General features: G+C 51.0%; 18 protein-coding genes. 9 read left to right on the forward strand and 9 right to left on the reverse strand.

Annotated features, from left to right (window positions below):
- Positions 1-24: 24 nt before the first annotated feature.
- Positions 25-1,299: an L-lactate MFS transporter gene (locus tag NDK47_RS20930; RefSeq protein ID WP_251871697.1), complete on the reverse strand. Its 1,275-nt coding sequence runs from the start codon at positions 1,297-1,299 to the stop codon at positions 25-27.
- 384 nt (positions 1,300-1,683) lie between these two features.
- Between NDK47_RS20930 and fdhD the strand changes: the two genes are divergently transcribed.
- Positions 1,684-2,481 (forward strand): formate dehydrogenase accessory sulfurtransferase FdhD, encoded by a 798-nt coding sequence (fdhD, locus tag NDK47_RS20935; protein ID WP_251871698.1) that lies wholly within the window; start codon positions 1,684-1,686, stop codon positions 2,479-2,481.
- An 18-nt stretch (positions 2,482-2,499) separates the two neighbouring features.
- Here the strand turns inward: fdhD and mobA are convergent, their stop codons facing one another.
- Entirely contained in the window at positions 2,500-3,129 is a 630-nt protein-coding gene (gene mobA, locus NDK47_RS20940) for a molybdenum cofactor guanylyltransferase (protein ID WP_251876307.1), read from the reverse strand.
- Positions 3,130-3,435: 306 nt separating this feature from the next.
- Between mobA and NDK47_RS20945 the strand changes: the two genes are divergently transcribed.
- From NDK47_RS20945 to NDK47_RS20965, 5 genes are all read left to right on the forward strand, one after another.
- Entirely contained in the window at positions 3,436-5,256 is a 1,821-nt protein-coding gene (locus NDK47_RS20945; RefSeq protein ID WP_251871699.1) for a sigma-54-dependent Fis family transcriptional regulator, read from the forward strand.
- A gap of 140 nt (positions 5,257-5,396) precedes the next feature.
- Entirely contained in the window at positions 5,397-6,479 is a 1,083-nt protein-coding gene (locus NDK47_RS20950; RefSeq protein ID WP_251871700.1) for an ABC transporter ATP-binding protein, read from the forward strand.
- Between the two features lie 110 nt (positions 6,480-6,589).
- On the forward strand, positions 6,590-7,390 hold the full coding sequence (locus NDK47_RS20955; RefSeq protein ID WP_251876309.1) for an ABC transporter permease: 801 nt from the start codon (positions 6,590-6,592) through the stop codon (positions 7,388-7,390).
- Between the two features lies 1 nt (position 7,391).
- On the forward strand, positions 7,392-8,171 hold the full coding sequence (locus NDK47_RS20960) for an ABC transporter permease (protein WP_251871701.1): 780 nt from the start codon (positions 7,392-7,394) through the stop codon (positions 8,169-8,171).
- Positions 8,172-8,228: 57 nt separating this feature from the next.
- Positions 8,229-9,314 carry an ABC transporter substrate-binding protein gene (locus NDK47_RS20965; RefSeq protein ID WP_251871702.1) on the forward strand — a complete coding sequence of 362 codons (1,086 nt, stop codon included), beginning with the start codon at positions 8,229-8,231 and terminating at the stop codon, positions 9,312-9,314.
- 289 nt (positions 9,315-9,603) lie between these two features.
- Here NDK47_RS20965 and NDK47_RS20970 read toward each other — a convergent pair whose 3' ends face one another.
- The gene (locus tag NDK47_RS20970; protein ID WP_251871703.1) at positions 9,604-10,968 is read right to left on the reverse strand and encodes a putrescine aminotransferase; all 1,365 of its coding nucleotides are present in this window, start codon (positions 10,966-10,968) and stop codon (positions 9,604-9,606) included.
- Positions 10,969-11,246: 278 nt separating this feature from the next.
- On the opposite strand from NDK47_RS20970, the gene NDK47_RS20975 reads away from it, so the two are divergent.
- Positions 11,247-11,681 carry a Dps family protein gene (locus tag NDK47_RS20975; protein ID WP_251871704.1) on the forward strand — a complete coding sequence of 145 codons (435 nt, stop codon included), beginning with the start codon at positions 11,247-11,249 and terminating at the stop codon, positions 11,679-11,681.
- 63 nt (positions 11,682-11,744) lie between these two features.
- On the opposite strand, the gene NDK47_RS20980 is transcribed toward NDK47_RS20975, so the two are convergent.
- The gene (locus tag NDK47_RS20980) at positions 11,745-12,218 is read right to left on the reverse strand and encodes a Rok-like winged helix domain-containing protein (RefSeq protein WP_251871705.1); all 474 of its coding nucleotides are present in this window, start codon (positions 12,216-12,218) and stop codon (positions 11,745-11,747) included.
- A gap of 225 nt (positions 12,219-12,443) precedes the next feature.
- The gene (locus NDK47_RS20985; RefSeq protein ID WP_251871706.1) at positions 12,444-14,384 is read right to left on the reverse strand and encodes an ABC transporter ATP-binding protein; all 1,941 of its coding nucleotides are present in this window, start codon (positions 14,382-14,384) and stop codon (positions 12,444-12,446) included.
- Positions 14,385-14,981: 597 nt separating this feature from the next.
- On the opposite strand from NDK47_RS20985, the gene NDK47_RS20990 reads away from it, so the two are divergent.
- Together NDK47_RS20990 and NDK47_RS20995 are read left to right on the forward strand one after the other, a co-directional pair.
- Positions 14,982-15,395: a YjdF family protein gene (locus NDK47_RS20990; RefSeq protein ID WP_251871707.1), complete on the forward strand. Its 414-nt coding sequence runs from the start codon at positions 14,982-14,984 to the stop codon at positions 15,393-15,395.
- Between the two features lie 104 nt (positions 15,396-15,499).
- Entirely contained in the window at positions 15,500-15,823 is a 324-nt protein-coding gene (locus NDK47_RS20995; protein WP_322112073.1) for a metal-sulfur cluster assembly factor, read from the forward strand.
- 117 nt (positions 15,824-15,940) lie between these two features.
- On the opposite strand, the gene NDK47_RS21000 is transcribed toward NDK47_RS20995, so the two are convergent.
- The 4 genes from NDK47_RS21000 to NDK47_RS21015 form a co-directional block, all read right to left on the reverse strand.
- On the reverse strand, positions 15,941-20,689 hold the full coding sequence (locus tag NDK47_RS21000; protein WP_251871709.1) for an S-layer homology domain-containing protein: 4,749 nt from the start codon (positions 20,687-20,689) through the stop codon (positions 15,941-15,943).
- A gap of 215 nt (positions 20,690-20,904) precedes the next feature.
- Complete coding sequence (locus NDK47_RS21005; protein WP_251871710.1) at positions 20,905-21,732, reverse strand: alpha/beta fold hydrolase; 828 nt, start codon at positions 21,730-21,732, stop codon at positions 20,905-20,907.
- A 116-nt stretch (positions 21,733-21,848) separates the two neighbouring features.
- Positions 21,849-23,177, reverse strand: coding sequence for an aminotransferase class V-fold PLP-dependent enzyme (locus tag NDK47_RS21010; RefSeq protein WP_322112074.1), 1,329 nt, complete (start codon positions 23,175-23,177; stop codon positions 21,849-21,851).
- 15 nt (positions 23,178-23,192) lie between these two features.
- Positions 23,193-24,569, reverse strand: a complete 1,377-nt coding sequence (locus NDK47_RS21015) for an APC family permease (RefSeq protein WP_251871711.1) — start codon at positions 24,567-24,569, stop codon at positions 23,193-23,195.
- Between the last annotated feature and the right edge of the window lie 11 nt (positions 24,570-24,580).

A 24,580-nucleotide genomic window follows, 5' to 3' on the forward strand; every position in this document is an offset into this window, starting at 1 on the left:
TCTTACTAATGACTTTACCATTACCTAGCTGGCCAGTTCAACAGAGTTTTCTTTCCTTGCCGCTTCATCCTTGAGTTTTTTGATATCGAGACGCACAATCAGCGAGATGAGCAGCGCAACCACAAACATCCCCACAAAGACAGACAGTGTGCCTGTGTAGCTGCCTGTTTTTTCACGAACCCAGGCTGCAAAGATTGGACCAGCCAATCCGGCTGCTGCCCACGCCGTCAGGACGTAGCCGTGGATAGCGCCGAGCTGCTTGGTTCCAAACAGGTCGCCGATGTAGGCCGGGATGGAGGCGAATCCTCCGCCGTAGCAGGTCATGATGATAAACATGGCGATCATGAAAAGCGTCTGCATGGTCAGACTTGGCAGCAGGAAGAACAGTACGATTTGAATCGCGAAAAAGGCGGTATAGGTATTGGGACGCCCGATAAAATCGGACATGGACGCCCAGCCGATCCGTCCGGCTCCGTTAAACAAACCGTTGAGCCCTACCATGGTAGCAGCCATACCGACAGACATGCCGGCGATTTCCTGCGCCATCGGCGATGCAACCGAGATAATCGCAATCCCACAGGTTACGTTGATAAAGAGCATCAGCCACAGCCAGTAGAATCTTCTTGTTTTTACCGCTTCATTGGCAGTAAGCTGGCAGAGATCTTTTTTGATTTGCTTTTGTCCTGCACTCGCTTCTGCAGAGTATCCCTTCGGCACCCAGCCCTGCGGCGGTGGAGCGAGGTATTGAGCAGAGGCAAACATCACGATGAAATAGATAATACCCAGGATAAAGAATGTGTTCGGAATGCCAACGCTTTCAATCAGCGCCTGAATAATCGGACCTGCAATCATCGACGCAAAGCCGAAGCCCATGATGGCCAAACCCGTTGCCAAACCGCGGCGGTCCGGGAACCATTTTACCAGTGTGGAGACCGGTGTAATATAACCGACGCCCAAACCGATTCCGCCCAATACGCCATAGCAGAGATAGAGCAGCGGCAGACTTCCCATTTTCATCGCAATCCCTGATCCTGTAATCCCTATTCCGAAAAAGATAGAAGCCAAGATTCCTGCCTTGCGCGGTCCGTGTTTCTCTACATAGTGACCGAGAAACGCGGCAGACAGACCGAGGAACAAAATCGCGATACTAAATGCCAATTGTACCTGTTTCAGTTCCCAGCCGTACTGGTCCTTGATCGGGTTGGTAAAAACGCTCCAGGCGTACACCGAACCGATAGAGAGGTGGATGCCCACCGCAGCCGCTGCGATCAGCCAGCGGTTCTTCAGTTTTTGCTCCATGCGATTCATCTCCTTTTTTACGAATGAAGGGGCGATCCAGAAGAGCGCCCCGAAAACAAGAAAACTGCCGGGTCCATCTTTACATACCCCCGTCGCAAAACCGACAGCAGTGGAAAAGATGAAACACGGCAGTTAATCATCAGCAGGGTCGCTACTTCAGCATCAACAGCTAGTGTTTGGTATTCACATTTGGACAGTTCAGACAAATGAACCGGCGACAGGTGCGCTATCCCGTGTCAATTTGTGAACTGTTTCGCAAAAAGGTGAAAATTTTGTGACAACCAAAACCTCACATAGTATACTACCATGTGAGCGCTTACTCGACAATATGTTCCTCAAAATTTTTTTGATATGCCAGATTCGCGAGAGAAGGAGGAGGCTCCCATGTCTCAATTGTCCCAAACCATTACGCGGCCTGTTTTGAAGATACAGACAGGACAGTCCGCCTGGGAGGATGACGAGATCGTTACCGAATACCCCTTAACCATCTTTCTGAATGACGAGGAGTTTGCCACGATTGTCTGCACCCCCTCCGACCTGGAGGACATGGTGATCGGCTTTTTGGCGGCTGAAGGGGCCATTCGATCCTACAGTGATGTCAAACAGGTAACCATTGACGAGGGACAAGGCTTCGCCTACGTCGATACCCATCAGCAGACGATTTTGTCCCAGAGCTTTTACTCCAAGCGGCGCATCACCTCCTGCTGTGGAAAGAGCAGACAGTCCTTCTACTTTTTCAGCGATGCACGGACAGCCAAGCCAGCAGAGGACGGCGTTACCGTCACGCCGGAGCAATGCCTCCAGCTGATGAACACCCTGCAGGCCTCATCGGATATCCACCGTCAGACAGGCGGCGTCCACAACGCTGCTCTCTGCAGCCCGGATCAGGTGCTGCTGCAGTATTCCGACATCGGCAGGCATAATGCACTGGACAAGATCTACGGATACTGTCTGCGCAACGATATCGGGACAGCGGATAAAATTCTCACCTTTAGCGGTCGTATTTCTTCGGAGGTGCTGCTAAAGGCTGCCAAGATCGGAGCCAGCATCATCTTGTCCAAATCCGCACCAACCGAGCTGGCCCTGCAGTTGGCCGAGGAATTGAACATCACGGCGATTGGCTTTATTCGCCAGGACAAAATGAATGTGTACACAAACCCGCAGCGGGTCATTTTGTCTTAGCGGGCCAAACACAGCGAATCAGAGGGAAGCCGATTCCCTCTTTTTCTTTTCCTCCAAAGCGCATCTGTACTCCTCCGGCGTATTGGCGTTATAAGCCGCCCAAGCGTCCAGCAGGTCAGGAGGCGTCCAGACGATGCGCAGCTTTTGCAAAACCTCCATCAGGCGGTACTGACCTGCGCTCAGCGCTTCCTCCCAGTAAGGCTGGGACCGTCGATGGTACAAAGCCAGCAAGGGATGAACCCGATCTCCCGTCTTGACCACCACCGCATCCCAGTCACTCTGTTGTGCGGCGTAGTCGATGAGCTTCTTTAAATGTTTTTGCTCCACGAACGGCAAATCGCAGGAGAGCACTAGCAGAACCTCTTCGCTCCGCAGGCGAAAAGCCGTCACGATCCCGCTGATCGGCCCGCAGGAAGGGACCTGGTCCCGGACTACGTCCACCGCAGCGTCAGCCTGCATTCCCCCCATCCTCTCGATTGTTTCCGGTGCATGGGAGACAATCAGGCAGGGGAGGCCTGCCCCTGTCAATTCTTTATGCAAATGGGCAATCAGTGTGCCTTCTTTCCATGGCAACAACTCTTTGGGCTGACCCATTCGACTGCTTTTTCCTCCGGCCAGGATCACACCGCCAATGGATGGGATTCTCACTTGAATCAACTACCTTTCTCTCCGGACATACGCCTGCAGCTCCCTACCAACCAGAGAATTTCCGTTTTTTATCCCCAAAACGGGCATATGCTCCTTATGAAGAAGTCCGTTGTCTGGATATCTCTGTCTCTATTCTACGTCACAAATATGCGGAAATCATGCTGCTTCTCTATTCTCAAGATAAATTCCTCCTTGATAAATATTCCCAAAATTGAGAGGATTCAATCATTTTTTGTCGAAGGTGGTTTTGTAGAGTAAGAATCTCTGGCTGTGAATGAACACCTCGTATATGGGAGGAGAGATGCGATGAGTATTTTACGGGAATTTCAGGAGATTACCCAACAGGTGGCAGAAGCGATCTCGGCGGCATTGCAGATTGAGACCGAGATCGTCGACGACACGATGACGATCATCGCTGGCACAGGCAAATACAAGGAACGGATCAACCTCCAGGAGGAGGACGGCCAGATCGACGCCGGTTATCTGTACGGCCGTGTCTTGACGACCAATCAGCCGTTTTTCATCGAGGATGCACGCAGCGATCCCTTTTATGATCCATCGGTGTTAGCCGGTGTAACCGATGAACTGGCGGAGCTTTGTACGCCCATCCATTACAAAGGCAGGGTCATTGGGGTGATTGGCCTGATCGCCTTTACGGAAACACAGAGGCGGCAGTTGATCCACAATCGCCTGGCCTATCTCACGTTTCTCCAGCGCATGACCGAGCTTCTCACGGGGAAAATTGCCGAGCAGGAAGCCTGGAACGAGTGGAAAAAGACCTTTACCAAGCTGGAAACCTTGATCGAGTCGATCCATGAAGGCATCATCGCGATTGACGAGCGGGGCACGATCATTACCTGCAACCACACTGCACAGCAGCTGATCCAGCGAGCCAAGCAGGATTTGATCGGCACGTCCCTTGGCGAAATCTGGACGGACTCCCCCATGCTGCAAGTCCTGCAAACCGGCTCCGGGTATGTCGAGCAGGAGGAAATCTACCGGCTGGGTGACCACGAAATGCATTTCATCGTCACCGCCCGTCCCATTCACGTCGATGACCGGGTCACGGGTGTCGTCGCTACGTTTCGCCGCATGGCGGACATGCGCCGCCTCGCCTATGTCCTCACCAATGAACATAAAGATCTCTACTTCTCCGAAATCATCGGCAAAAGCCGCTCGCTGGCACTGGTAATCAAGCAGGCCGAGCAAGTCGCGCGCGGCACCTCCAATATTCTCATCACAGGTGAAAGCGGCACAGGAAAAGGCATGCTCGCGGCCGCCATACACTTCGCGAGCAATCGTCGCAACGGACCCTTTATCATCGTCAACTGCGGCGCCATACCGGAAACTCTGCTGGAAAGCGAGCTGTTCGGCTACGTAGCGGGAGCCTTTACCGGCGCCAAACGGGAAGGCAAAGCGGGAAAGTTCGAGCTGGCAGACGGAGGGACCATCTTTTTGGACGAAATCGGCGACCTGCCGCTCCATCTGCAGGTGAAGCTGCTTCATGTCCTGCAAAGCAAGCAGGTCGAGCGCGTCGGTTCCAATCAGCTCATCCCGGTCAACATCCGGGTCATCTCCGCTACGAACAAAAACCTGGAAGAAATGGTGCGTGACCGTGAGTTCCGCGAAGACCTCTACTTCCGGCTCAACGTCATTCCGCTGCACATGCCGGCACTCCGGGAGCGGGTGGAGGACATCCCTTTGCTGATGGAATATTTTTTGGCCAAGTACCGCGAGCTGCTGAACCATCCGATCCTCGATTTTACCCCGGAGGTGCGCGCCTTGTTCATGCATTACCACTGGCCGGGAAATGTGCGCGAGCTGGAAAATGCGATCGAGTATGCCGTCAACATGGAAGTCTCTCCGTACATCGGCATGGAGAGCGTACCGATGCGCATCCGTCAGCATCACAGCGTCAGCGGCATTACAGGACCGGGCGAAAGTGATCAACCGCTGAAAGAGCGAATTCTCCGGCACGAGCGGCAAATCCTCTACAGCATGCTGCAGCAGTACGGCTATTCACTGGAGGCGAAAAAGCTGGTAGCCGAAAAGCTGGACATCGGCCTGGCGACTTTATATCGAAAACTGGAGGGACATCGACTTCTCAACGATGAGAAAGTATTCTAATTTCTAGGAAGCAACGAGCGAGGTTTTTCCTGTCGTCTGCTTCCTTTTTCCTGTTTACACGCGCATTCGTTTGAATATTCGAAATTGGCATTATTTTTGCTTGTGACTAAAGGTACGAAAAGAAAGTGAGGGGGGTTCCCATGCTAGGTCCTATGGTGGAGCTTCAAAATGTCGTCAAGCGCTTCGGCCAACATACAGTCGTTCACGATCTGTCCCTCCATATCGAGAAGGGCGAATTTCTCACCTTGCTCGGTCCCAGCGGCTGCGGCAAGACGACGACGCTGCGCATGATTGCCGGTTTTGAACATCCCACATCCGGTCACGTGAAGCTAGATGGCGAGTTCGTCGAGAATTTGCCCGCTTATGCCCGTGATGTGAATACCGTGTTTCAAAGCTATGCCCTTTTTCCACACCTGAACGCTTTCGAAAATGTAGCGTTTGGTTTGCGTGTCAAAAAAGTGTCAAAGGGGGAGATCGACCAGCGAGTAAAACACGCTTTGCGAATGGTCCAGCTGGAGGATTACGCCGGGCGAAAACCGGACCAGCTGAGCGGCGGGCAGCGGCAACGGATTGCCATCGCCCGGGCCTTGGTCAACAATCCCAAGGTGCTGCTCCTCGACGAACCGCTCGGCGCACTGGATCAAAAGCTGCGCAAGCAAATGCAAGTCGAGCTGAAACATCTGCAAAAACAATTGGGCGTCACCTTTGTTTTCGTCACACATGATCAGGAGGAAGCATTGACCATGTCCGACCGGATCGCCGTGATGAACAAAGGCGTTCTCGAACAGGTCGGCACCCCTGCTGATATTTACGACCGTCCCGCTACAAGGTTCGTTGCAGAATTTATCGGAGAAACCAACCTGCTGACCGGAACAGTTACAGGCCGGGATACAGACCGGATGCTGATTGACTGCGAGGGCATACAGGTCGCCACTGCTTTTCAGTCTGTACCGGAAAATGAAAAGGTAACAGTAGCGATCCGGCCGGAAAAATCAGCTTTAAGTCTGGAGCCAGTGGATACGGAGCCCGGTCGTCTGGTACAGATCCCCGCACGCCTGACGGAGCGGATTTACTGCGGAGGCATTACACGGACCGTCGTCACCTTGCACGGCGGCGTTCCCTTTGTCGCGGTGGAAAAAACAGATCAGCTCCTGCCCGTCAGTGAAGGCGACCAACTGTTCGTCAACTGGCAACCAGAGCACGGGGTGGTGTTAACCCGATGAAAGCCCCGGTAATCGACTCTGCCGCGCTCCGAAAGACTGCAAGCGAAAATCCGAAACGGCTTGGCCGCGATTACGGGAAAACCTGGACAATCGGCCCCATCGTGATCTGGATGGTTGCCTTGTTCCTGTTGCCCCTTCTTTTGATTTTAGGGGTCAGCTTCTTTTCCCGCAGCACTTTTGGCGGGATTGAAATGCCGCTTACGCTGGAAAACTACGTCCGTTTTATCGACCCGCTCTATATCAAGATTCTTTGGATCTCCTGTGTTCTCGCATTCTTTACGACGGCGATCTGTCTGGTGCTCGGCTATCCCTTTGCCTACATCATTGCCCGTTCCCCCGCCTCCTACCGAAATATCCTGCTGCTTTTGATTATCGTTCCTTTTTGGACGAATTCACTGATCCGCACCTATGCCTGGATCGTTCTGCTGCGCACCGAAGGAGTGATCAATACCCTTCTGCAGCAGATGGGCATTATCAGTCAGCCCCTCTCCCTGCTGTACAACGAAACGGCTGTCCTGATCGGACTGGTTTATACCATGCTGCCCTTTATGATCCTGCCGCTGTACGCCTCCATCGAAAAGCTGGATCGCTCGCTTCTGGAAGCATCCTCCGATCTCGGTGCCAAACCGCTGCAAACCTTTTGGAAGGTCACCTTGCCGCTTACGGCTCCGGGCATCATGGCCGGCTCCCTGCTCGTTTTCATACCGTCGCTCGGTCTCTTTTTCATCCCGGACCTGATGGGCGGCAGCAAAACCGTACTGATCGGCAATCTGATCAAAAATCAGTTTCTCACGGCACGGGACTGGCCCTTTGGTTCGGCCAGCTCGATTATCCTGATGGCGCTGACCCTGCTCTTTATAACGGCTTACATCCTGATCAGCAAAGACAAATCGGGAAAGGAGCTGATGTAGGATGCGCCACTCGCTCGGTAGCAAGCTCTCAGTCTTCTACGCTTCGCTCATCTACCTGTTTCTGTACATGCCGATTGCGATTTTGATCCTCTACTCCTTTAACCAATCCAAGCTGAATGCAGTCTGGACCGGCTTTACCTTTGACTGGTATTTCAAATTGATGCAGAACAGCGATGTCCTGGAAGCGATGAAGACCTCGCTGATTGTCGCGCTGATCAGCACGATCGCCGCCACAATGATCGGCACGCTGGCTGCTGTCGGGATGTACCGCTATCACTTTCGCGGCAAAACGGCTTTGGACGCGATGCTTTACCTGCCGATCGTCATTCCGGAAATCGTCATGGGCATCTCTATGCTGGCTCTCTTTGCCCAGCTCAAGGTACCGCTCGGTTACATGACGCTGATCGCCGCTCATATCACGTTTTCCGTCCCCTTTGTCGTCGTGGTCGTTCGAGCGCGCTTGGCCGGCTTTGACAAGAGTATCGAGGAAGCGGCCATGGACCTCGGCGCGACTCCCTGGCAAACCTTCGTCAAAGTAACGATACCCGTCATCGCTCCTGGTATTCTGGCCGCAGCTATGCTTGCTTTTACCCTGTCTCTCGACGATGTGATTATCAGCTTTTTCGTCGCCGGACCTGCCAGTGCAACACTGCCTTTGAAAATATTCTCCATGGTGAAATTTGGCGTGACGCCTGAAATCAACGCGCTCTCGACCCTGATGCTCGTCGTCACGCTGGTGATCGTCATTTTTGCGGAACGCCTGCGAATGCGCAAGCAATAGTCTTTGGCGCGTTTGTCATTTGCCCATAAATCAACTGATTTCAGAGGGGGATTTTGTATGAAGCAAGGCTGGAGGCATATCGCAGCGGTAGGGGGCTTGTCCCTGTCACTGGTGCTGACGGCGATAGGGTGCAGCTCGTCGCCGGCGTCACAGGGAACCGCCGAAGAGAATGGTCTGGACAAGCAACTGAACGTCTTCAACTGGTCGGAATACCTGCCAGAGCGGGTGATCAAAGGCTTTGAAGAAAAGTACGGGGTAAAAGTCAATTACAGTACGTTTTCATCCAATGAAGAGATGCTGGCCAAAGTATCGGCAGGCGGAGGCATCTACGATCTGATCGTCGCCAGTGACTTTCTGATCCAGTCCATGGTCAAACAGGGGTTGATCCAGCCGCTCGATATGTCCAACATTCCCAACTTCAAGAACCTGGACCCGGAATTGATCAACAAAGAGCATGACCCCGGAAACGAGTACAGCATTCCGTACATGGGCAATACCGTCTCTCTCGGCTATAATCCCGACCAGATCAAAACCAGCATCACCAGCTTTGAAGACCTGTGGAAACCGGAGCTGAAAGGGCAAATCGTGATGGTAGACGACCAGCGGTTCATTCTGGGTATGGTTTTGAAAACGCTGGGGTACTCCGGCAATGATACCGACCCCGCCCACCTCGAAGAAGCCAAGCAAAAAATGCTCAAGCTGATGCCCAATATCAAGGCTTTTGACAGTGACAGCCCCAAAACGCTGATGGTAAATGGTGAGGTCAATGTCGCCGTCGTCTGGGGACCGGAGATCGCTCTGGCTCAGCGCGAAAAGCCGCAGATTACCACCGTGCTGCCCAAGGAAGGGCTGATGATTACGTTTGACAACCTGCTCATTCCCGCCGGAGCCAAGCATAAAAAAACGGCAGAGGCCTTTATGAATTACCTGCTGGAGCCTGAGGTCAACGCGGAAATTTCCAAGGATTTTCCCTACATCAGTCCCAACATGGAAGCACGCAAGCTGCTCCCCAAGGAAACGCTGGATAATATCGCGATCTATCCACCGCCTGAGGAGATGAAACGGGTGGAAAGCCTGGCAGATATCGGCGAGGCAGTCAAGCTGTACGACCGGGTTTGGTCTGAGGTAAAAAGCTCGCAGTAAGTGGAAAGCGCGGGACACGGTACCCCCACCTCCAGATGAAGGGTGGGGGTATTTTTTATTAGAAAACCTGGCTCCACCAAGCTTTTTGACGTGTCCTTAGCTGCACGTATACTTTCACCCTCCATCGCTTTAGCGAAAGTAAACTTTATGAATGCACAAAAAAGAAGGGGAGCAGAATTGGGCCTGCTCCCCTTTCCATTTGCTTGCTCTCTGATTGTCTTGCTCCCTTTATTGCTCCTGTTTTCTCGGTCTCTATATTGCTCCTGTTTTCTTGCTCTCTTCCCCCAGTTTACCTCGCCACCTTCATGTCTTTGGAAAGCTGCGCAATCCCCTCTTCGATGCATGCCAGCACATAATCGATCTGTTCGTACGAGATCACTGCGGGCGGCTCGATGCGAATCACGGTGGCGTTGTTCAGCGTACCGCCAACGAGGATTTTCTTGCCGAACAGCATTTTGGCCAGTGTGTAGCCAAGGCTGTTGTTAGAAAACTCCATGCCGATCAAAAGACCGCGTCCGCGTACCTGAACCATCACCTCCGGATATTGCTCCTGGATCTCGCCCAGTCTCACCATGATATAATCGCCTTTTTCCTTGGCCATCTGCGGGATATTGTCTTCCAGGATCGTGTGGATGCCCGCGATGGCGCCTGCGCAGCAAAGCGGATTTCCACCAAAGGTGGATGAGCCGAGAAGAAACGGATTTTCTTCCATCTTGCCCCACCATTTTTTCTTGGCAACCATGGCTGCAATCGGCATGACGCCTCCGCCAAAGGCTTTCCCCAGCGTCATGATATCCGGTACGACATTCCAGTGATCGACGCCAAACAGCGTACCCGTACGTCCCATGCCTGTCTGAATCTCATCGACGATCAGGAGGCACTCGTAGCGGTCACAGATTTCACGCAGGCGCGGGAGGTAATCATCCGGTGGAATATTGACGCCCCCTTCCCCTTGAATCGGCTCTACAATCACACCGGCCACGGTTTCACCGGTGGCAATCAGCATGCGAATGGCCTGCTCAACGGCATCTGCATCGCCAAACGGAACATGCTGGAAGCCGGGAACGAGTGGCATATACGGCTCACGGAACGTCGATTTCCCGGAAGCAGAGAGCGAAAACATCGTCTTGCCGTGAAAGCCCTTTTCCGTGGAAATAAAACATTTCTTGCCGGTCGCCAGCCGCGCCAGCTTCAAAGCCATTTCATTGGCTTCGGTACCGCAGTTGACGAGATAAGAGTGCTGCAAATCTCCGGGGGTAATATAGGCAACCAGCTTGGACAAATAGCCGCGCAACGGGTCAACCATCTCCTGGCTGTGCAGGGCGTACCGCTTGAGCTGCGCCTCTACCGCCTTGACCACTTTTGGGTGGCGATGACCCAGCAGATACACACCGTAGCCCCCCAGACAATCGATGTACTCATCCCCCATCGTATCGCGAAAAATGGCTCCTTCGTCTTCCCATTCCACCACCGAGAAGTCGTTGGAAACGGATTTCCGATGCGCCAATATTGCTTTGGTCACATGGTTGGTAAAGTTATCAATCGAATCACTGACAATCTTTTTCTTCTGCTCAACACTCAACGTCTCACTTTCGATAAAAGTAAGAATTTCCTTTGCCAGTTCCAGAGATTCTTCCCGGGTTTTGCGCTCCATTCTCCTCATCCTTTCCTGATTGGTTACTCACTTCAGAAAAGTTGCAAGAACAATGCCAGAGAAAAAAAGGGGAGCAACCTCTCCACACCCATCGTTTCGGCTGGAAACCGCATAGAAAATGAGAAATTCTCTTCTCAGATTCTAGAATAACCAGAGGGAGGTGAAGGAGCCTTCGAGAAATTGTTAGGAAAAGGGTGGAAAAAGAGGTTGACAAGTACGGAAACTTATTTATAATAGATATTAGTTGATAATCATTTTAAACAAGGAGTGAGTGCACCATGGAAAGCCTTTTCCCGGTATTGAATAAACAGGTAGCGAACTGGATTGTCCTGCGCATGAAGCTGCAAAACTATCACTGGAATGTAAAAGGACCTGCTTTCTTCACGCTGCACGCGAAGTTTGAGGAGCTGTACACCGAAGCGTCTTTGCACATCGATACGCTCGCTGAACGCATCCTGGCTCTCCATGGAAAGCCCTTGGCCACATTGGGTGATTGTCTCCACGAAGCCAGTATTGAAGAAGCAACTGACCGAGAAAACACGACGGAGATGGTCAAAACCCTGATTGAAGACTTCTCCATTATCATCGAGGAATTAAAAGACGGCATAAAAAAGTCCGACGAGCTGGGCGATGAGAGTACGGCTGACCTGCTGTTGTCGATCCAAACCAGCCTGGAGAAACATGCGTGGATGTTCAGGGCTTTGCTCGGCTAATATAGATACAAAAAAGAGAGCGCTTGTGCGTGATGCACGCTGCCCTCTTTTTTTGCAGTCGTTCTATGTTGCCAAAGAAAAAACAAGTTTTCTTCCGTCCTTTTCGATTTTCACATGCGGTAAATGCTTGATGGCTTTGTGAATGCCGATGTAAGGGCTTGCGAACTCAACGCCGCACCGTTTCTTCAGCTCGTCACAGAGGTCATTCAACGTCATCGCTGACATCTCTTTTAAAATCGTTTCCACCTGATTGGCTACGGCTTCGTAGTCATGCCGAATATGGGTTTTTCTCGCTTTTACCCTTCCCATGACCTCTGCCGTTTCGCTGCTTGTGTAAGCAGGTTCTTCATCGACCGAATACGATTCCAGGTTCCCTTCGATCTGGTCAAGCTCACGAACTCTTGCCAAAATTTGTTTAATGTCCAGACCCAGTTGCTTGTCTTGGTCCACATATTGGCGTCGCAATGAAGCGCGCTGTTCCAAAAGAGATTGCAAAGTCATATGCAATGCTTTCCGTTCCGTCAGGTATTCAGCCATAGCGTTCTCCTTTTTTCATATTTTGATATTCCTTATCATAATAGAATTGTGTCTACTTGAAAACGGTAGATTTGTCAAACAACAAAATGGTGAATCTATGATTTCGTGTAATATTCGCAAAAATCACAAGCTGCTCAGATATACCCCTTACCGCCTGCTGTTGGAAGGGGTATCTTACTCTCGTTCCGATTGCGGATGAGCAGTTATTTCACATTTATTTCGCAGCTATTTCCCCTGCTCCAGCTCCTCTACGAGAAGAGACAGCTCTGTCCATCGTTCAATGGTTGCTTCCAGCTCCGAGGCTACCTGCTGTTCTTCGGCATACAGCTTCTCAATTTTCCCGTAATCACTGCCCGCCAGCGCAATCTCCTGTTTCAGCTGTTCGCTCCTGGCCTCCAGCGCGGCAATTTTCCCCTCAATCGCATCCCATTCCTTCTGGTCTTTGTAGGAGAGCTTGCGGGTGCGGTTGCCGCCGCGGCCTGATGGGCTTTTATCATCGGCAGCTCCGGCATTGTCGGCTGCTTCTTTTTTCTCCACCTTCCGCTTTTCCGCCGCTTCTTGCTCCAGCTCTGTTCGCCGGATTTCAAGGTACTCCGAGTAATTGCCGGTAAAGGGACGAATCTGTCCCTCCCCTTCAAACGCAAACAGATGATCCACAGTCCGGTCGAGAAAATAGCGATCATGTGATACGGTGATCACGGCACCTGGAAAGGTTTCCAGATAGTCTTCCAAAATGCTTAACGTCTGGATATCCAGATCGTTGGTCGGTTCGTCCAAAAAGAGAACATTGGGCTCACCCATCAGTGTTCGCAAAAGATACAGCCGCCGTCTCTCTCCGCCGGATAGCCGCGAGATCGGCGTCCATTGGAGGTGTGGAGGAAAGAGGAATCGCTCCAGCATCTGCGAAGCCGTAATCACTTCCCCTTCACTGGTGTGCACTACCTCTGCTGCTTCCTTGATGTATTCGATGACTCTCAGCTTTTCATCCATTTCGACATTTTCCTGCGTATAGTAGGCAAGCTTGACGGTCTGACCCACCTCGATTTGACCGGAATCAGGCTCCAGCCTGCCGGCCAGCATATTCAGCAGCGTCGATTTTCCGCTCCCGTTTGGGCCGATAATCCCCACGCGATCCTGGGGCAGGACGATATAGCTAAAATCCCGGATCAACTGACGCGGCCCAAAGGATTTGCTGATCTCCTCGATTTCGAGAACCTTTTTCCCCAGACGGCTGGCCCCCAAAGTCATCTCCAGCTTATCCGCGGGCCCGTCCACTTTCCGATCGCGCAGCTCTTCTGCCCGCTGGACGCGCGCTTTCTGCTTGGTCGTCCGGGCTTTTGCCCCTCTGCGCAGCCAGGCCAGCTCCCGCCGGAGCAGATTTTGCCGTTTGCTCTCCGCAGCCGCTTCATGCTCCTCCCGCTCCGCTTTTTTCTCCAAAAACACCCCGTAATTCCCCTCATAGCTGTACAGCTTTCCGCGATCCAGCTCAAAAATCCGGTTGGTGACACGATCGAGGAAATAGCGGTCATGCGTGACCAGCAAAAGTGCCCCTTTATAACGGGAGAGATACTCCTCCAGCCACTCTACCGTTTCATTGTCGATATGGTTGGTCGGCTCGTCCAGGATCAACAGGTCGGCCGGCTGGATCAGGGCCCGTGCCATGGCTACCCGTTTGCGCTGCCCGCCGGACAGCTCTTGTACCTGCTGGGAAAAATCAAGGATACCGAGCTGGGTCAGAATCATTTTCGCCTGTGTACTGGCCTCCCAAGCATTGGCGGCATCCATCCGGCTTTGCAAGCTCAGCATCCGGGACTGTTTTCGCTCGTCCGCGGGATCTGCCTGCAGCTCTTCCATGGCCTGCTCGTATTCGCGCAGGAGCTGCATCAGCGGAGAATCCCCGTAAAAGACTTGCTCCAGTACGCTTGAATTTTCGGCAAAATGGGGGTTTTGCGGCAGGTATTCGACGCGGAAATGGTTGGCATGGATCACCTTTCCACTATCCGCTGTGTCCATTCCGGCGATGATTTTCAAGAGGGAGGATTTCCCCGTGCCGTTGACGCCAATCAAGCCAATCCGCTGCCCCTCGGCGATGTGAAACGAAATATCGTCAAACAAAACCTTCTCCCCGTAGCTTTTGGAGAGGTTTTCTACTGTCAAGATTTGCATAGCAGTCACCTGATCTTTTGTAGGATAGGCAGTCATTCAGAGAGAATGCGGCCAGATTGTCAAATGTAGCGATAGACGCTAACACACATGGTACCATGTTTTTCGGGTTCGCTCTACCATCTGGGGCTGCCTGTTTTGGCGTTGGATCATCCGCACTTTTTTAGCCAGTCCATCTGCCTCTTTGCCGGAACTTTTACACTACAAACTGCTGTTGGATTCCCTCTTCGTACTCCATTCCCCCACCAGGACTGCCTGCCAGTTATTCGTTTTCCCGTCAAACCGGTAAGACCACTCATCCTTTCGGTGCCATTTTTCTGGTTTTACCACCCAATCTATATTTTACCATATTTTTGTAAATTATCAAAAATATGATTGTAATTTCCCTATCATCCATTCCGATCTGCGATGTAATCCTTTATACTGGGAAATACGAAACGGCAATGAAAAAACACGGTTCGGTTGGTAGTCCGAACATGTGGTGACCGCGTGGCTCTCTTTTGGCCACCAGCCTTGCAGAGCATGCTTCACCATATCAGTAACCTTCCCCCCTCGGGATGTCCGTCTTTGCCGTCATACTTTTTTTGAGGGGGAAACGACATGAAGCTGACTGTGTATCATGACGGTCAATTTTGGGTAGGTGTTGTGGAGGAAATTGACAACGGCAAACTAAAGGCTGGCAAATGGATCTTCGGCTCCGAACCGAAGGACACCGAAATTTTGGAGTTTATCGTACAGAACAGCATTTTCAGTATCATCGACAGGCTTTCCCAGGAAGTGAAGGTGGAAGATCTTCAGGAGCGGAGGATCAATCCCAAGCGGTTAGCGAGACAGGTCGCTCGCGAGCTGAAAGCAAAAGGAATCTCTTCTCACGCCCAAGAGGTTTTGAAGCTGGAGCATGAGCAGAGGAAAAAAGAAAAGCGGGTAACCTCCCGTCAGCAAAAAGAAGAAGACAGGGAACGAAAACGGGAAATCCGGCAGCAAAAAGCAAAAGCGAAGCATCGGGGAAGGTAGGCGCGTGACGATTTGTGTCGATTCACAAAAGACAATGCCCGCTTTATACATAAAGCGGTTGCATGATTGGGTATCGTAAGCAGTAGCGAACAGGTAGGAAAGAGGTGCTCTGCTTGAATACAGAAGATGCAATCTGGACGGCATTGGAAGAAGTGATCGACCCGGAAATCGGAGTGAATATCGTTGATCTCGGGCTCGTCTATGAGGTTGAGGTGGAAGATCAGGGGCATGCGAAAATTGACATGACTCTGACCATTCCCGGATGCCCGCTGGCCGATGATATCGTAAAGAATGTTAAAGAAGCGGTTACGGCCGTACCCGGAATTCAAGAGGTGGATGTTTCACTTGTTTGGGAACCAAAATGGAGTCCGGCCCGAATGAATGACCGTGCCAGAGAGGAGATTCGGGCGCGTCAGAGATTGATGTGAACGCCCGAACTTGCCTTTTGAATGAAAGCAGACTGCCAATCGAGGCAGTCTGTTTTGTTTTGTTCGTTATGTTTGTTTCGTTTTTACGTTCTGTTTAGCTTTGTGCAGTTTATCTTTTTACTTTCTCGCCCATTTGAAGGTTGGAGTATTACTCCCCAGAATCTCCCAAACTCGGTCGAAGTCCCAGCCTGCAAACGTTCCTTGGTTCTGCATCTGTTCTTGTGATTTTGGCTCCCCTTTGCCGGTGTCTGATAACCCGCTCAGGGTCTGGTTGTAATAGGAACTCTCTACCTTCCCCATGTTGTTGCTTCCGACGAGTCCCCCTTTCCTTTCAGCGTTGCTGTCAACTTTCCCTGCTACGAATGATTCCTGGATGGCTCCAGGGAATCCATTTATTCCAGCGTTCCCTCCGACAAGGCCCCCGATATTTTGAGATCCTCCGGTCACTTCCACACGAGCGTATGACTGCTTGATGGTTCCGAAATTCCCGCCGACCAAACCACCCAAATCGGTGCCATTGGCCTCTGCCTGACCTTCGGCATAGGATTGTTCAATCGTTCCCTCAGATGCTCCGGCAAGACCGCCAATGCTTGTTGTTCCCTCCACGCGCACGGATGCGCTCGACTGGGACACTGTTGCCCCTGCGCGGATGCTTCCAACGAGTCCGCCTATTTCCCGTGAATTCCAAGCATTTTCGGAAGCTCGCCCTTTTACGTTTCCTTCTTTCACATGTACATTTGTCACGCTGCCACTCTGGAGCGAGCCAGCCAGTGCCCCTACGGAAATTTCGCCGGTCACTTCAACATTTTTCAGTGTGAGGTTTGAAAGCTTGGCGCTTGACCCGCTTACACTGCTAAACAATCCAACATGTGCCACTCCTGCCCGTTTTATGGTTAAACGGGAAATGGTATGCCCTCTGCCGTCAAAAGTTCCGGAAAACGGTTGGCTGTTTGACCCGATCGGGTTCCACTCGTTTCCACCCAGATCAATATCTCCGCCCAGGATGTAGTGGGCAGACAGATTGTTCCTCACCTTATCCAGTTGTTCCGGGGAGTTGATCACGTAGGGTTCTTCCTTGGTACCTTCTCCACCTGCGAAATCCCCCATGAAGTCGATCGTATCACTATCTACCTTTTCCAAGCCCGCTGCGGTAAAGGAAAGCCGTACTCCCTTTCCTGTGCCCTGCAATCCCAGATCTGTAAATTCGGCAACTCCCGCGACAGCATTCTTCTTTGTTGTCCCCGTCAACACTGCACTTCCCGATCCGTCTGAGGAGATACTGGCAACGATTTGAATCGTAGCTGCTGTCACGCGATTGTGGAAACGGTCGACGACTTCGATCACTGGCTGCAGGTCGAACCTTTCTCCGCTCTTGACCGTGCTGCTTGGCTGCTTTGTGATATTGAGCTGTTCGGGCGCAGCAGGTGCGACTTCAACTGTCATATCAGCGGCTGCATGAGTGACACCTGTCACACTCCAGCTCAGTGATTGGGACGCCGCATGATGCAGGATGAGCGGAATCTTTGCTTCGCCTGCCTCAAACTTCACTTGAACCTCTGTCCCGCCCTTGATCAAGTCTGTACCGGCGAAGCTGCCGCTTGTTCCTGACGGTGCGGCGCTATAGCCGGAAATTCGGACCGTTTTTTCCCCAGAAAAGCTAGTATCTGCCGTATTGTCGGATTTCTTCACCCTCAGGGTAACCAAGTTTGTTTCGCCTGCGGCTGGTTTGTTGTTCTCCATCTTCGCTTCGACTTTAGCTGCTTCGGCAGGCAGATCGACGGTTACCTGAACTTTGATTTCGTCCGGGAAATCGCTATGCTTCGCTTTCACGGTTGCAGTGCCGCTGCCTACGGCTGTGACCAACCCTTTATTTACCGTAGCGACGGACTCAGTCTCAGAAGACCATGTGAGTTCAGCCGTCACGTCTGTCGTCTTTCCGTTGCTCCATGTTGCTTCCACTTGGATTTGCTCCGTTTGCCCCTTTGAAGTCAGTGTGACGGATGCGGGCCGTTGCTGTAATTTTGTGATCGTTGGCGGAGGAGTGACCGCTACCTGAACGTCTACGGGAATGGCAACTGTTTGACCCGAATAAGCCGCATGCACGACCGTTTTTCCTTCACCCTTGGCGGTTACCAGTCCATTTTGGACCGTCGCGACCGACGTGTCCTTGGAGCTCCACGTCGCCTGATTCGTCACATCGCTGGATTTGCCGTCGCTCCATTTTGCCGTCACGAGAAGCTGCACGGTTTTACCGATTTCATCTATCTGCACGGCTTTGGAGGAGCTGACCAACTCCGTCACCACAGGCGCAGGGGGATCAGTGGATACGTCTACCGTTACGGGAATCTTGACTGTATTCCCTCCGTACGTCGCTTTTACCACCGTACTGCCTTTGCCTTTGGCGGCTACAAGTCCGTTTTGAACCGTCGCGACCGACGTGTCCTCGGAGCTCCACGTCGCCCTATTCGTCACATCGCTGGATTTGCCGTCGCTCCATTTTGCCGTCACGAGAAGCTGCACGGTTTTACCAATTTCCTCCATCTGCACGGTGCCGGGGGAGCTGACCAAATCCGTTACCCGTGGCGCAGGAGGTTCCACGTATATGTCTACGGCTACAGGAATCTCGACCGTTTGCCCTCCGTACGTCGCTTTTACCACCGTACTTCCTTTGCCTTTGGCGGTTACCAGCCCGTTTTTCACGGTTGCGATCGCTTCATCCTCCGAGCTCCAGGTCGCCTGACTCGTCACATCGCTGGATTTGCCGTCGCTCCATTTTGCCGTCACGAGAAGCTGCGTGGTTTGACCAATCTCTTTCATCTGTACGAAGCGGGAGGAGCTGACCAAATCCGTTACCTTAGGCGCAGGAGGCTCCACGTATATGTCTACGGTTATGGGAATCTCGACCGTATACCCTCCGTACGTCGCTTTTATCACCGTACTTCCGTTCCGCTTGGCGGTCACCAGCCCGTTTTTCACCGTTGCGATCGCTTCATCCTTCGAGCTCCACGTCGCTTTCCCGGTTTCGTCCGTCGTGGTGTTGTTGCTCCAGCTAGCCTTCAAGCTGATTTGCCGCGTTTGATTCAATGCCGTCAAGCGAATCGACTGCGGTTCAGCTTTCACCCCTTTGATCAAAGGCGTTTTTTCTTCATACAACGAAAACGCGCTGCTCGTTGCGATAACGCGGATGTTATTTTTTCCGGGATAGCCTGTGTACAGAACCACAACGTATTTTCCTTGCGAGATGCCATCAGGCTTATACGTCAATTGGAATTGACGGCTGGACCCTGCTACTTTATCGATATCCACAATTTTCAGGCTGTCTGTGTCTTTTGTTCCCTGTTTCCAGATACCTGCATGATAACTAATTTTATCCGGAAGCTTGATATTCGGGATGAGTATGGTGCCGCCTTTCGGATGCTGATACATTTCAGTCCCGACGCCCTGGAGCGCTTTATTGATGCTTACCTGGATCGTGCGTTTGTCCAGATTGGTTTTCACGTCTGTCATTTCCAGGGGAGCTGGCGGCGTAGGTTTCTCCCGGTCATCCCGGTCGTCATCGCGGCGATCCTGGCAACTGACATTGGTTGCACAACGCAGCTGATCCGGCTGCTTTTCAAACTGGACACCCGTTACTGCAAGATATGCCCTGTCAATCCTGCCCTGTCCGGTCACTTTTGCTTTGGCGTAAAAATCGGCCTGATAAACTCTTGTTCCGCGATTCAGATTTAGTTCCGATTTCCCGGCGGTTTTACTGACCTCCAGTTGATCGATCTGTCCCGATTTCAACTCCACATAGCTATCTGCGGCTTTTAGCACTACGTTTTCGAAATCACCTTGCAGCGAAATGCTCGCGTCGTCCGAGACCGATTCCGCGATCGTCACATCGGTAAATCCTTTTCCTGACAGATCTTTTTCCAAAAGAATAGCGCCAGATTGAAGCGTGACATGATCCGTCTTGGTTTTTCCCGAGGCTACCAGCCGTACACTGTCATCGTCTTTGTCGACAAAGATCTTGCCCAGCTCCGAATCCTCGAAGTAGACGCTGTTTTTTCCACCGCCGTATATCCTGGTTTCACCCTCCACCTTCACATTCTTCAGGAAAACGCTGCCCTTCCCTACCTGCTTGGTTACTGTCAGGCTGCCGATAATCCGCATGTTTTTCAAGGTGACGTCGGAAGTGCCTATCACGACATCACCGATCGTGGTTCCGCGGCCGGAAGCCGGTCCATACGTCCCTGCACGATCGTAGGTAATCGTCTGACGCTTATTCAGAAAACGGTCCAGCGTCACGACGGCCTCAGCACGTGTAATCGGCCGCTGCACACCAAAACGGCCATCTGGATACCCTTGCATCCAGCCAATGGCCTGCACCGCTCCTACACTCCCTTTGCTCCATGACGGAATCGCATCGAGGAAGTGATCAGCAGCTCTCGTATTTGCTTCCAGATTGGCGATTCTGGCCAGCATCACGGCTACTTCCTGGCGCGTCACCGGATGATTCGGGCGAAATGTCCCATCCTGATAGCCGCTTACGTACCCTTCCGCTACCGCAATCGCGACCTGGCTGGCGTACCAATCCGTGTTTTGCACATCAAAAAAATGCACGGCAGCCCGTTCCTTGAGGTCCAGTGCCCGATTCAACAAGGAAATGAACTCGGCGCGCGTGATGGGATTATTCGGTTTAAACGTCCCGTCCCTGTACCCTTGCACATACCCCTTGTCTACCCACGCTTGTATTTCTTTTTTCGCCCAATGCTGGGCCAGCTCCCTATCTGAAAGTTCCGACGCATGCGCAGCCGTAAAGGGAATCCACGCGCACACCATCAGCAATGCCGTGAACCATAAGTAAAGCCTTTTGCCCCTCATTTCTCCACCTCCAAAACAAGCTAACGATCAGAAAAAGCCAAAAACTGTATACTTCATTTTATCGGACGGAAAACACTGGTACAAGAAAAAAGCGTTAACGTTTCGATACGTAAAAAAATCCCCCTGTGCTCTACTGATACAGCTCCACAAAGCAAAGGGGGAATACTTTACGCAATTTTGGGCTTTAGACCTTGTGGAAGGCAGCGCTGCCTGACTCAGCCGATATGTTTCTCTACTCTTCTTAACCATTCGAGCATGAGGCTTTCAAACAAATCGGCCTGCTCGATTTGAAGATTATGGCCGGCTCTATCGAGAACCGCGTAAGACGCGTGGGGGAATTGTTCGATAATCTTCCATGCGTCCTTGTACCCTACGATCGAGTCTTGCTTTCCTGTCAGGATGACGACCGGATGGGTGAAGGTTGACGGAAGCTGATCGATATCAAACGAAAAAGCGTAGTTCTTCTTTATTCTGCCGAGAAATTCTTCATCAGCGATTTTCACCCCGGATAATATCTCTTCATCAAATCTTCTCCAATTGTACTCATCCTGAATGACCGCAATCGAAGTAAACTCTTCGTATTCTTCGCGGCTGAGCGTTGAGAGAAAGGATTCATCTTTATACAGCACCACATGTTCGGGTGTATCCCTTTTGGACTTTTCTGGTTCAATAAGCGGACAAATCATCGCCAGCCCCTTCACCCGCTCAAATTGTTTGGCGATAATTCCGCGTGCCAGATACGCCCCATAAGACTCGCCTACGATCACAAAATCCTGATGGGGAATCACTTCCTCGATGAAATCCAATACCGCCTGAAGCATATCATCGGAACTGTTGATCCACTCTTTGCCGGGGGACTTTCCCATGCCTGGCAAATCTACATAAATTCGTTTCCATCCATGCAATTGATCAGAAAACAGATTCTCCATACACCTGAGTAAGAGCCGGCTATCAGGTGCGAAACCATGCAGCATGATGAGGGGTGTACCTGTTCCATATTCCGTGTAATGGATATTGATCTGTGTGTCCGGTTTCCTGTGCATGTGATCTCCCTCCGAGACAGTAATGATGGCAAACACTCGCCAATACAACAACCGATAACCGAAAGTATATTCAAAGTGTATTCCCTATCGAAGGCGTTCAAACAAAAAACTTGTGTCTAAGAAATCGGTGCAGGTTGGCCTTCTCTGTCAAAAACACCTCCAAGACTGGCGCCCAGAAGCCGGGAGCACAGCTCCTTCAGCTCGCTGTTTTTTAGAGAATATCCATAGTGTTCTATCTTTTTCGTTCGAATTCCTTGCACCCTTTTTCTCAATTCTGACTGAGGGGATGTCCCGCGGATCGCCGCATCCATAATTTCTGCAAGCTGGAGAATTTCTTCTTTTTCAGCACCCTGCTTCGTGATTTCGTTTACCCCAATACGTAAAGAAGGCTCGTTCATTCCAGGGAGGCTAGGATAAGCATTGACACGGATTCCCACATCGAAAAGACGCTCGCTGGCTTCAAATGAATCCATTCCCACACGACTGGTGCTCACCCAGATTTGGTGGCAATCCGTAAAACCGTATTGTTTTCCGCTTACTTCATACCCAAGTTCGTCTAAACAATGCGCCAATGTTTTCGCATTCTCCAAAACCCTTGATGAATATTGGTATCCTCCACATTCCTTAAACTCCATTAATGACAGGGCCAGACTTGCTACAGCCCCGAAATGATGACTGGATACAACATAATACTGTGTCTGATCGAACTTCTTCATCAGCTCGTGATTATCGGTAAAGAACACGGCTTTTTGGGGGCCCGGAAACGTTTTGTGTGTAGACCCGGCGTACGAGTCTGCACCCAGGGCCAAAGGATTGCGCTTCGCTTTTCCAAAAACCAGTCCGAGATAATGGCTCATGTCAACATGAATCATCGTTTTTGGAGAAACCTTTCGAATGATTCGGACCATTTTTTCGATATCTACCGGAAACAAACACGTCGATTGATCTACATAAACAAGATGATAAAATCTTTCCTTCAATTGATGCTCGAGGAAATCGAGGTCAATCGTGTGCTCATCAATCCCTTTCATATAGTGGATATGTAAACCAACGCTCTTCGCTAAATCTTCTGTTGCGTGATGCCCGCCTTGTTCAGGTGCAACAGCTAAAATATTGCTGTCGATCCCTCCCCCGAAGGCTCGAAGTACGATTTGACTGCAGCTTAATCCGGAAAGCGGCCGCAGGTTCACATATTTCGCTTGGCCAAGTTCTTTCAGTAAAGGTATGGCAACTTCCGTTTCAATCCGATGCACGCCTTGTGCACCGCGAAATACCCATTCATTTCGCTTTTCTTCCACATTAAAAAAGTAGCGGTTGTACAGATCCAGAATGAACGGTATTCGTGCAAACGCGCTTGGCTCATTCTCGCTAGGTGTCATATTAATCACCCGATATTTGTTAACCTCGTTTTCATACATTAACTCCAGGACCTGGTAAATATTCATGCGGTACCCCTCCAATTATTTGTGGAATGTCTGAATCGCAGAGAAACCTTTCTTTTTTACTGCCAGCACAATCAGACCAACGACTAACCACAAAAGCCCGGAAATTTTCCCGATTTGATCCATTCCATAAATAATGTATGAACAGATAAGCAACCCACATAAGGGAGAGACGAGATTGGTTATGAAATGTATCCCGGATCTTTTTTTATCTTTGATAAAGAATTTCCAAATGACTGACAGGTTTACACAACAAAATCCCAGTAAAGCGCCAAAGGCAACAATCAGAAAGACGAGATTGAGATCAAAAAACAAGGCACCAAAGTAACCCAATACGCCCATAAAGAGAATGCTGTTCGAGGGAGTTTTGAATTTCGGATGAATATAGGCGAAAACCTTGGGAATGACGCCATCTCTCCCCATTCCATACAACAGTCTCGAAGCGGCCGCTTGAGCTGCCAATGCCGTTGAGATCCCTGAGCTTGCAAGGATTGCCGTTAGTAGGGTCGCCAATGTACTGCCGCCGATCATGGTGCTGATTTCAAAAAACGCGGTATCTGCAGATTGGAAGCTGGTAAAATCCGGGATAATCAAGGTTGCAAAGTAAACCTGCCCGACATACAGACAGGTACAAACGATACAAGCAAGGATCGAGGCTTTTCCTATCATTTTTCCCGTCACTTTGGAGTCTTCCGCCAATGTGGAAACACCATCAAAACCCAGATAGCTTAGAACAGCGATCGATGATCCCGCAAGAAGCGCATTCCACGAAAATGTGCTTTCATTATAAATTCCTTTCAGCGAGAAAACGGCTCCGCCTCCAACACCGTTCTGCAGGGCTTTGATGGCAAATGTCATAAACAGCACGATTCCGCCGATCATCAGTACCGTCATGAGCATATTCACTTTTGTTGTCACCGAGTTCCCGATGTAATTGAATATTGTTACAAATAACACAAAAATTAACAGCATAAGCCACAAAGGAATAGGCACTACCTGAATGGCAAACAGTGCATTTAATTTGTAAACAAGAATCGGGATCAGTAAATAATCAATAAGTATCGCCCATCCTGCCAGAAATCCCAATACAGGATGAATCGCACGGGATGTATAACTGTACGTCGAACCGGCAATAGGAAATGCCCCAGCCATTTTCCCGTAGCTGCCTGCAGTGAAAATGATAGCCAATAACCCAATCACATAGGCTAATACGGCGTGTCCGTTTGACATTTGGGTAAGGGAACCAAAAAAAGTCTGGGCGGAAACCGGGGCCATCGAAACCATTCCGAAAACGAACAGATCTCGCGTTCGCAATACTCGCCCCAGTTCTTGCTTGTATCCAAGGGATTCAATGGCCAATGTAAGTTTATCTGAGGTCTTTGAACTTACCTCCATACTAATTCCCT

Source organism: Brevibacillus ruminantium (assembly GCF_023746555.1).
Lineage (GTDB): Bacteria > Bacillota > Bacilli > Brevibacillales > Brevibacillaceae > Brevibacillus > Brevibacillus ruminantium.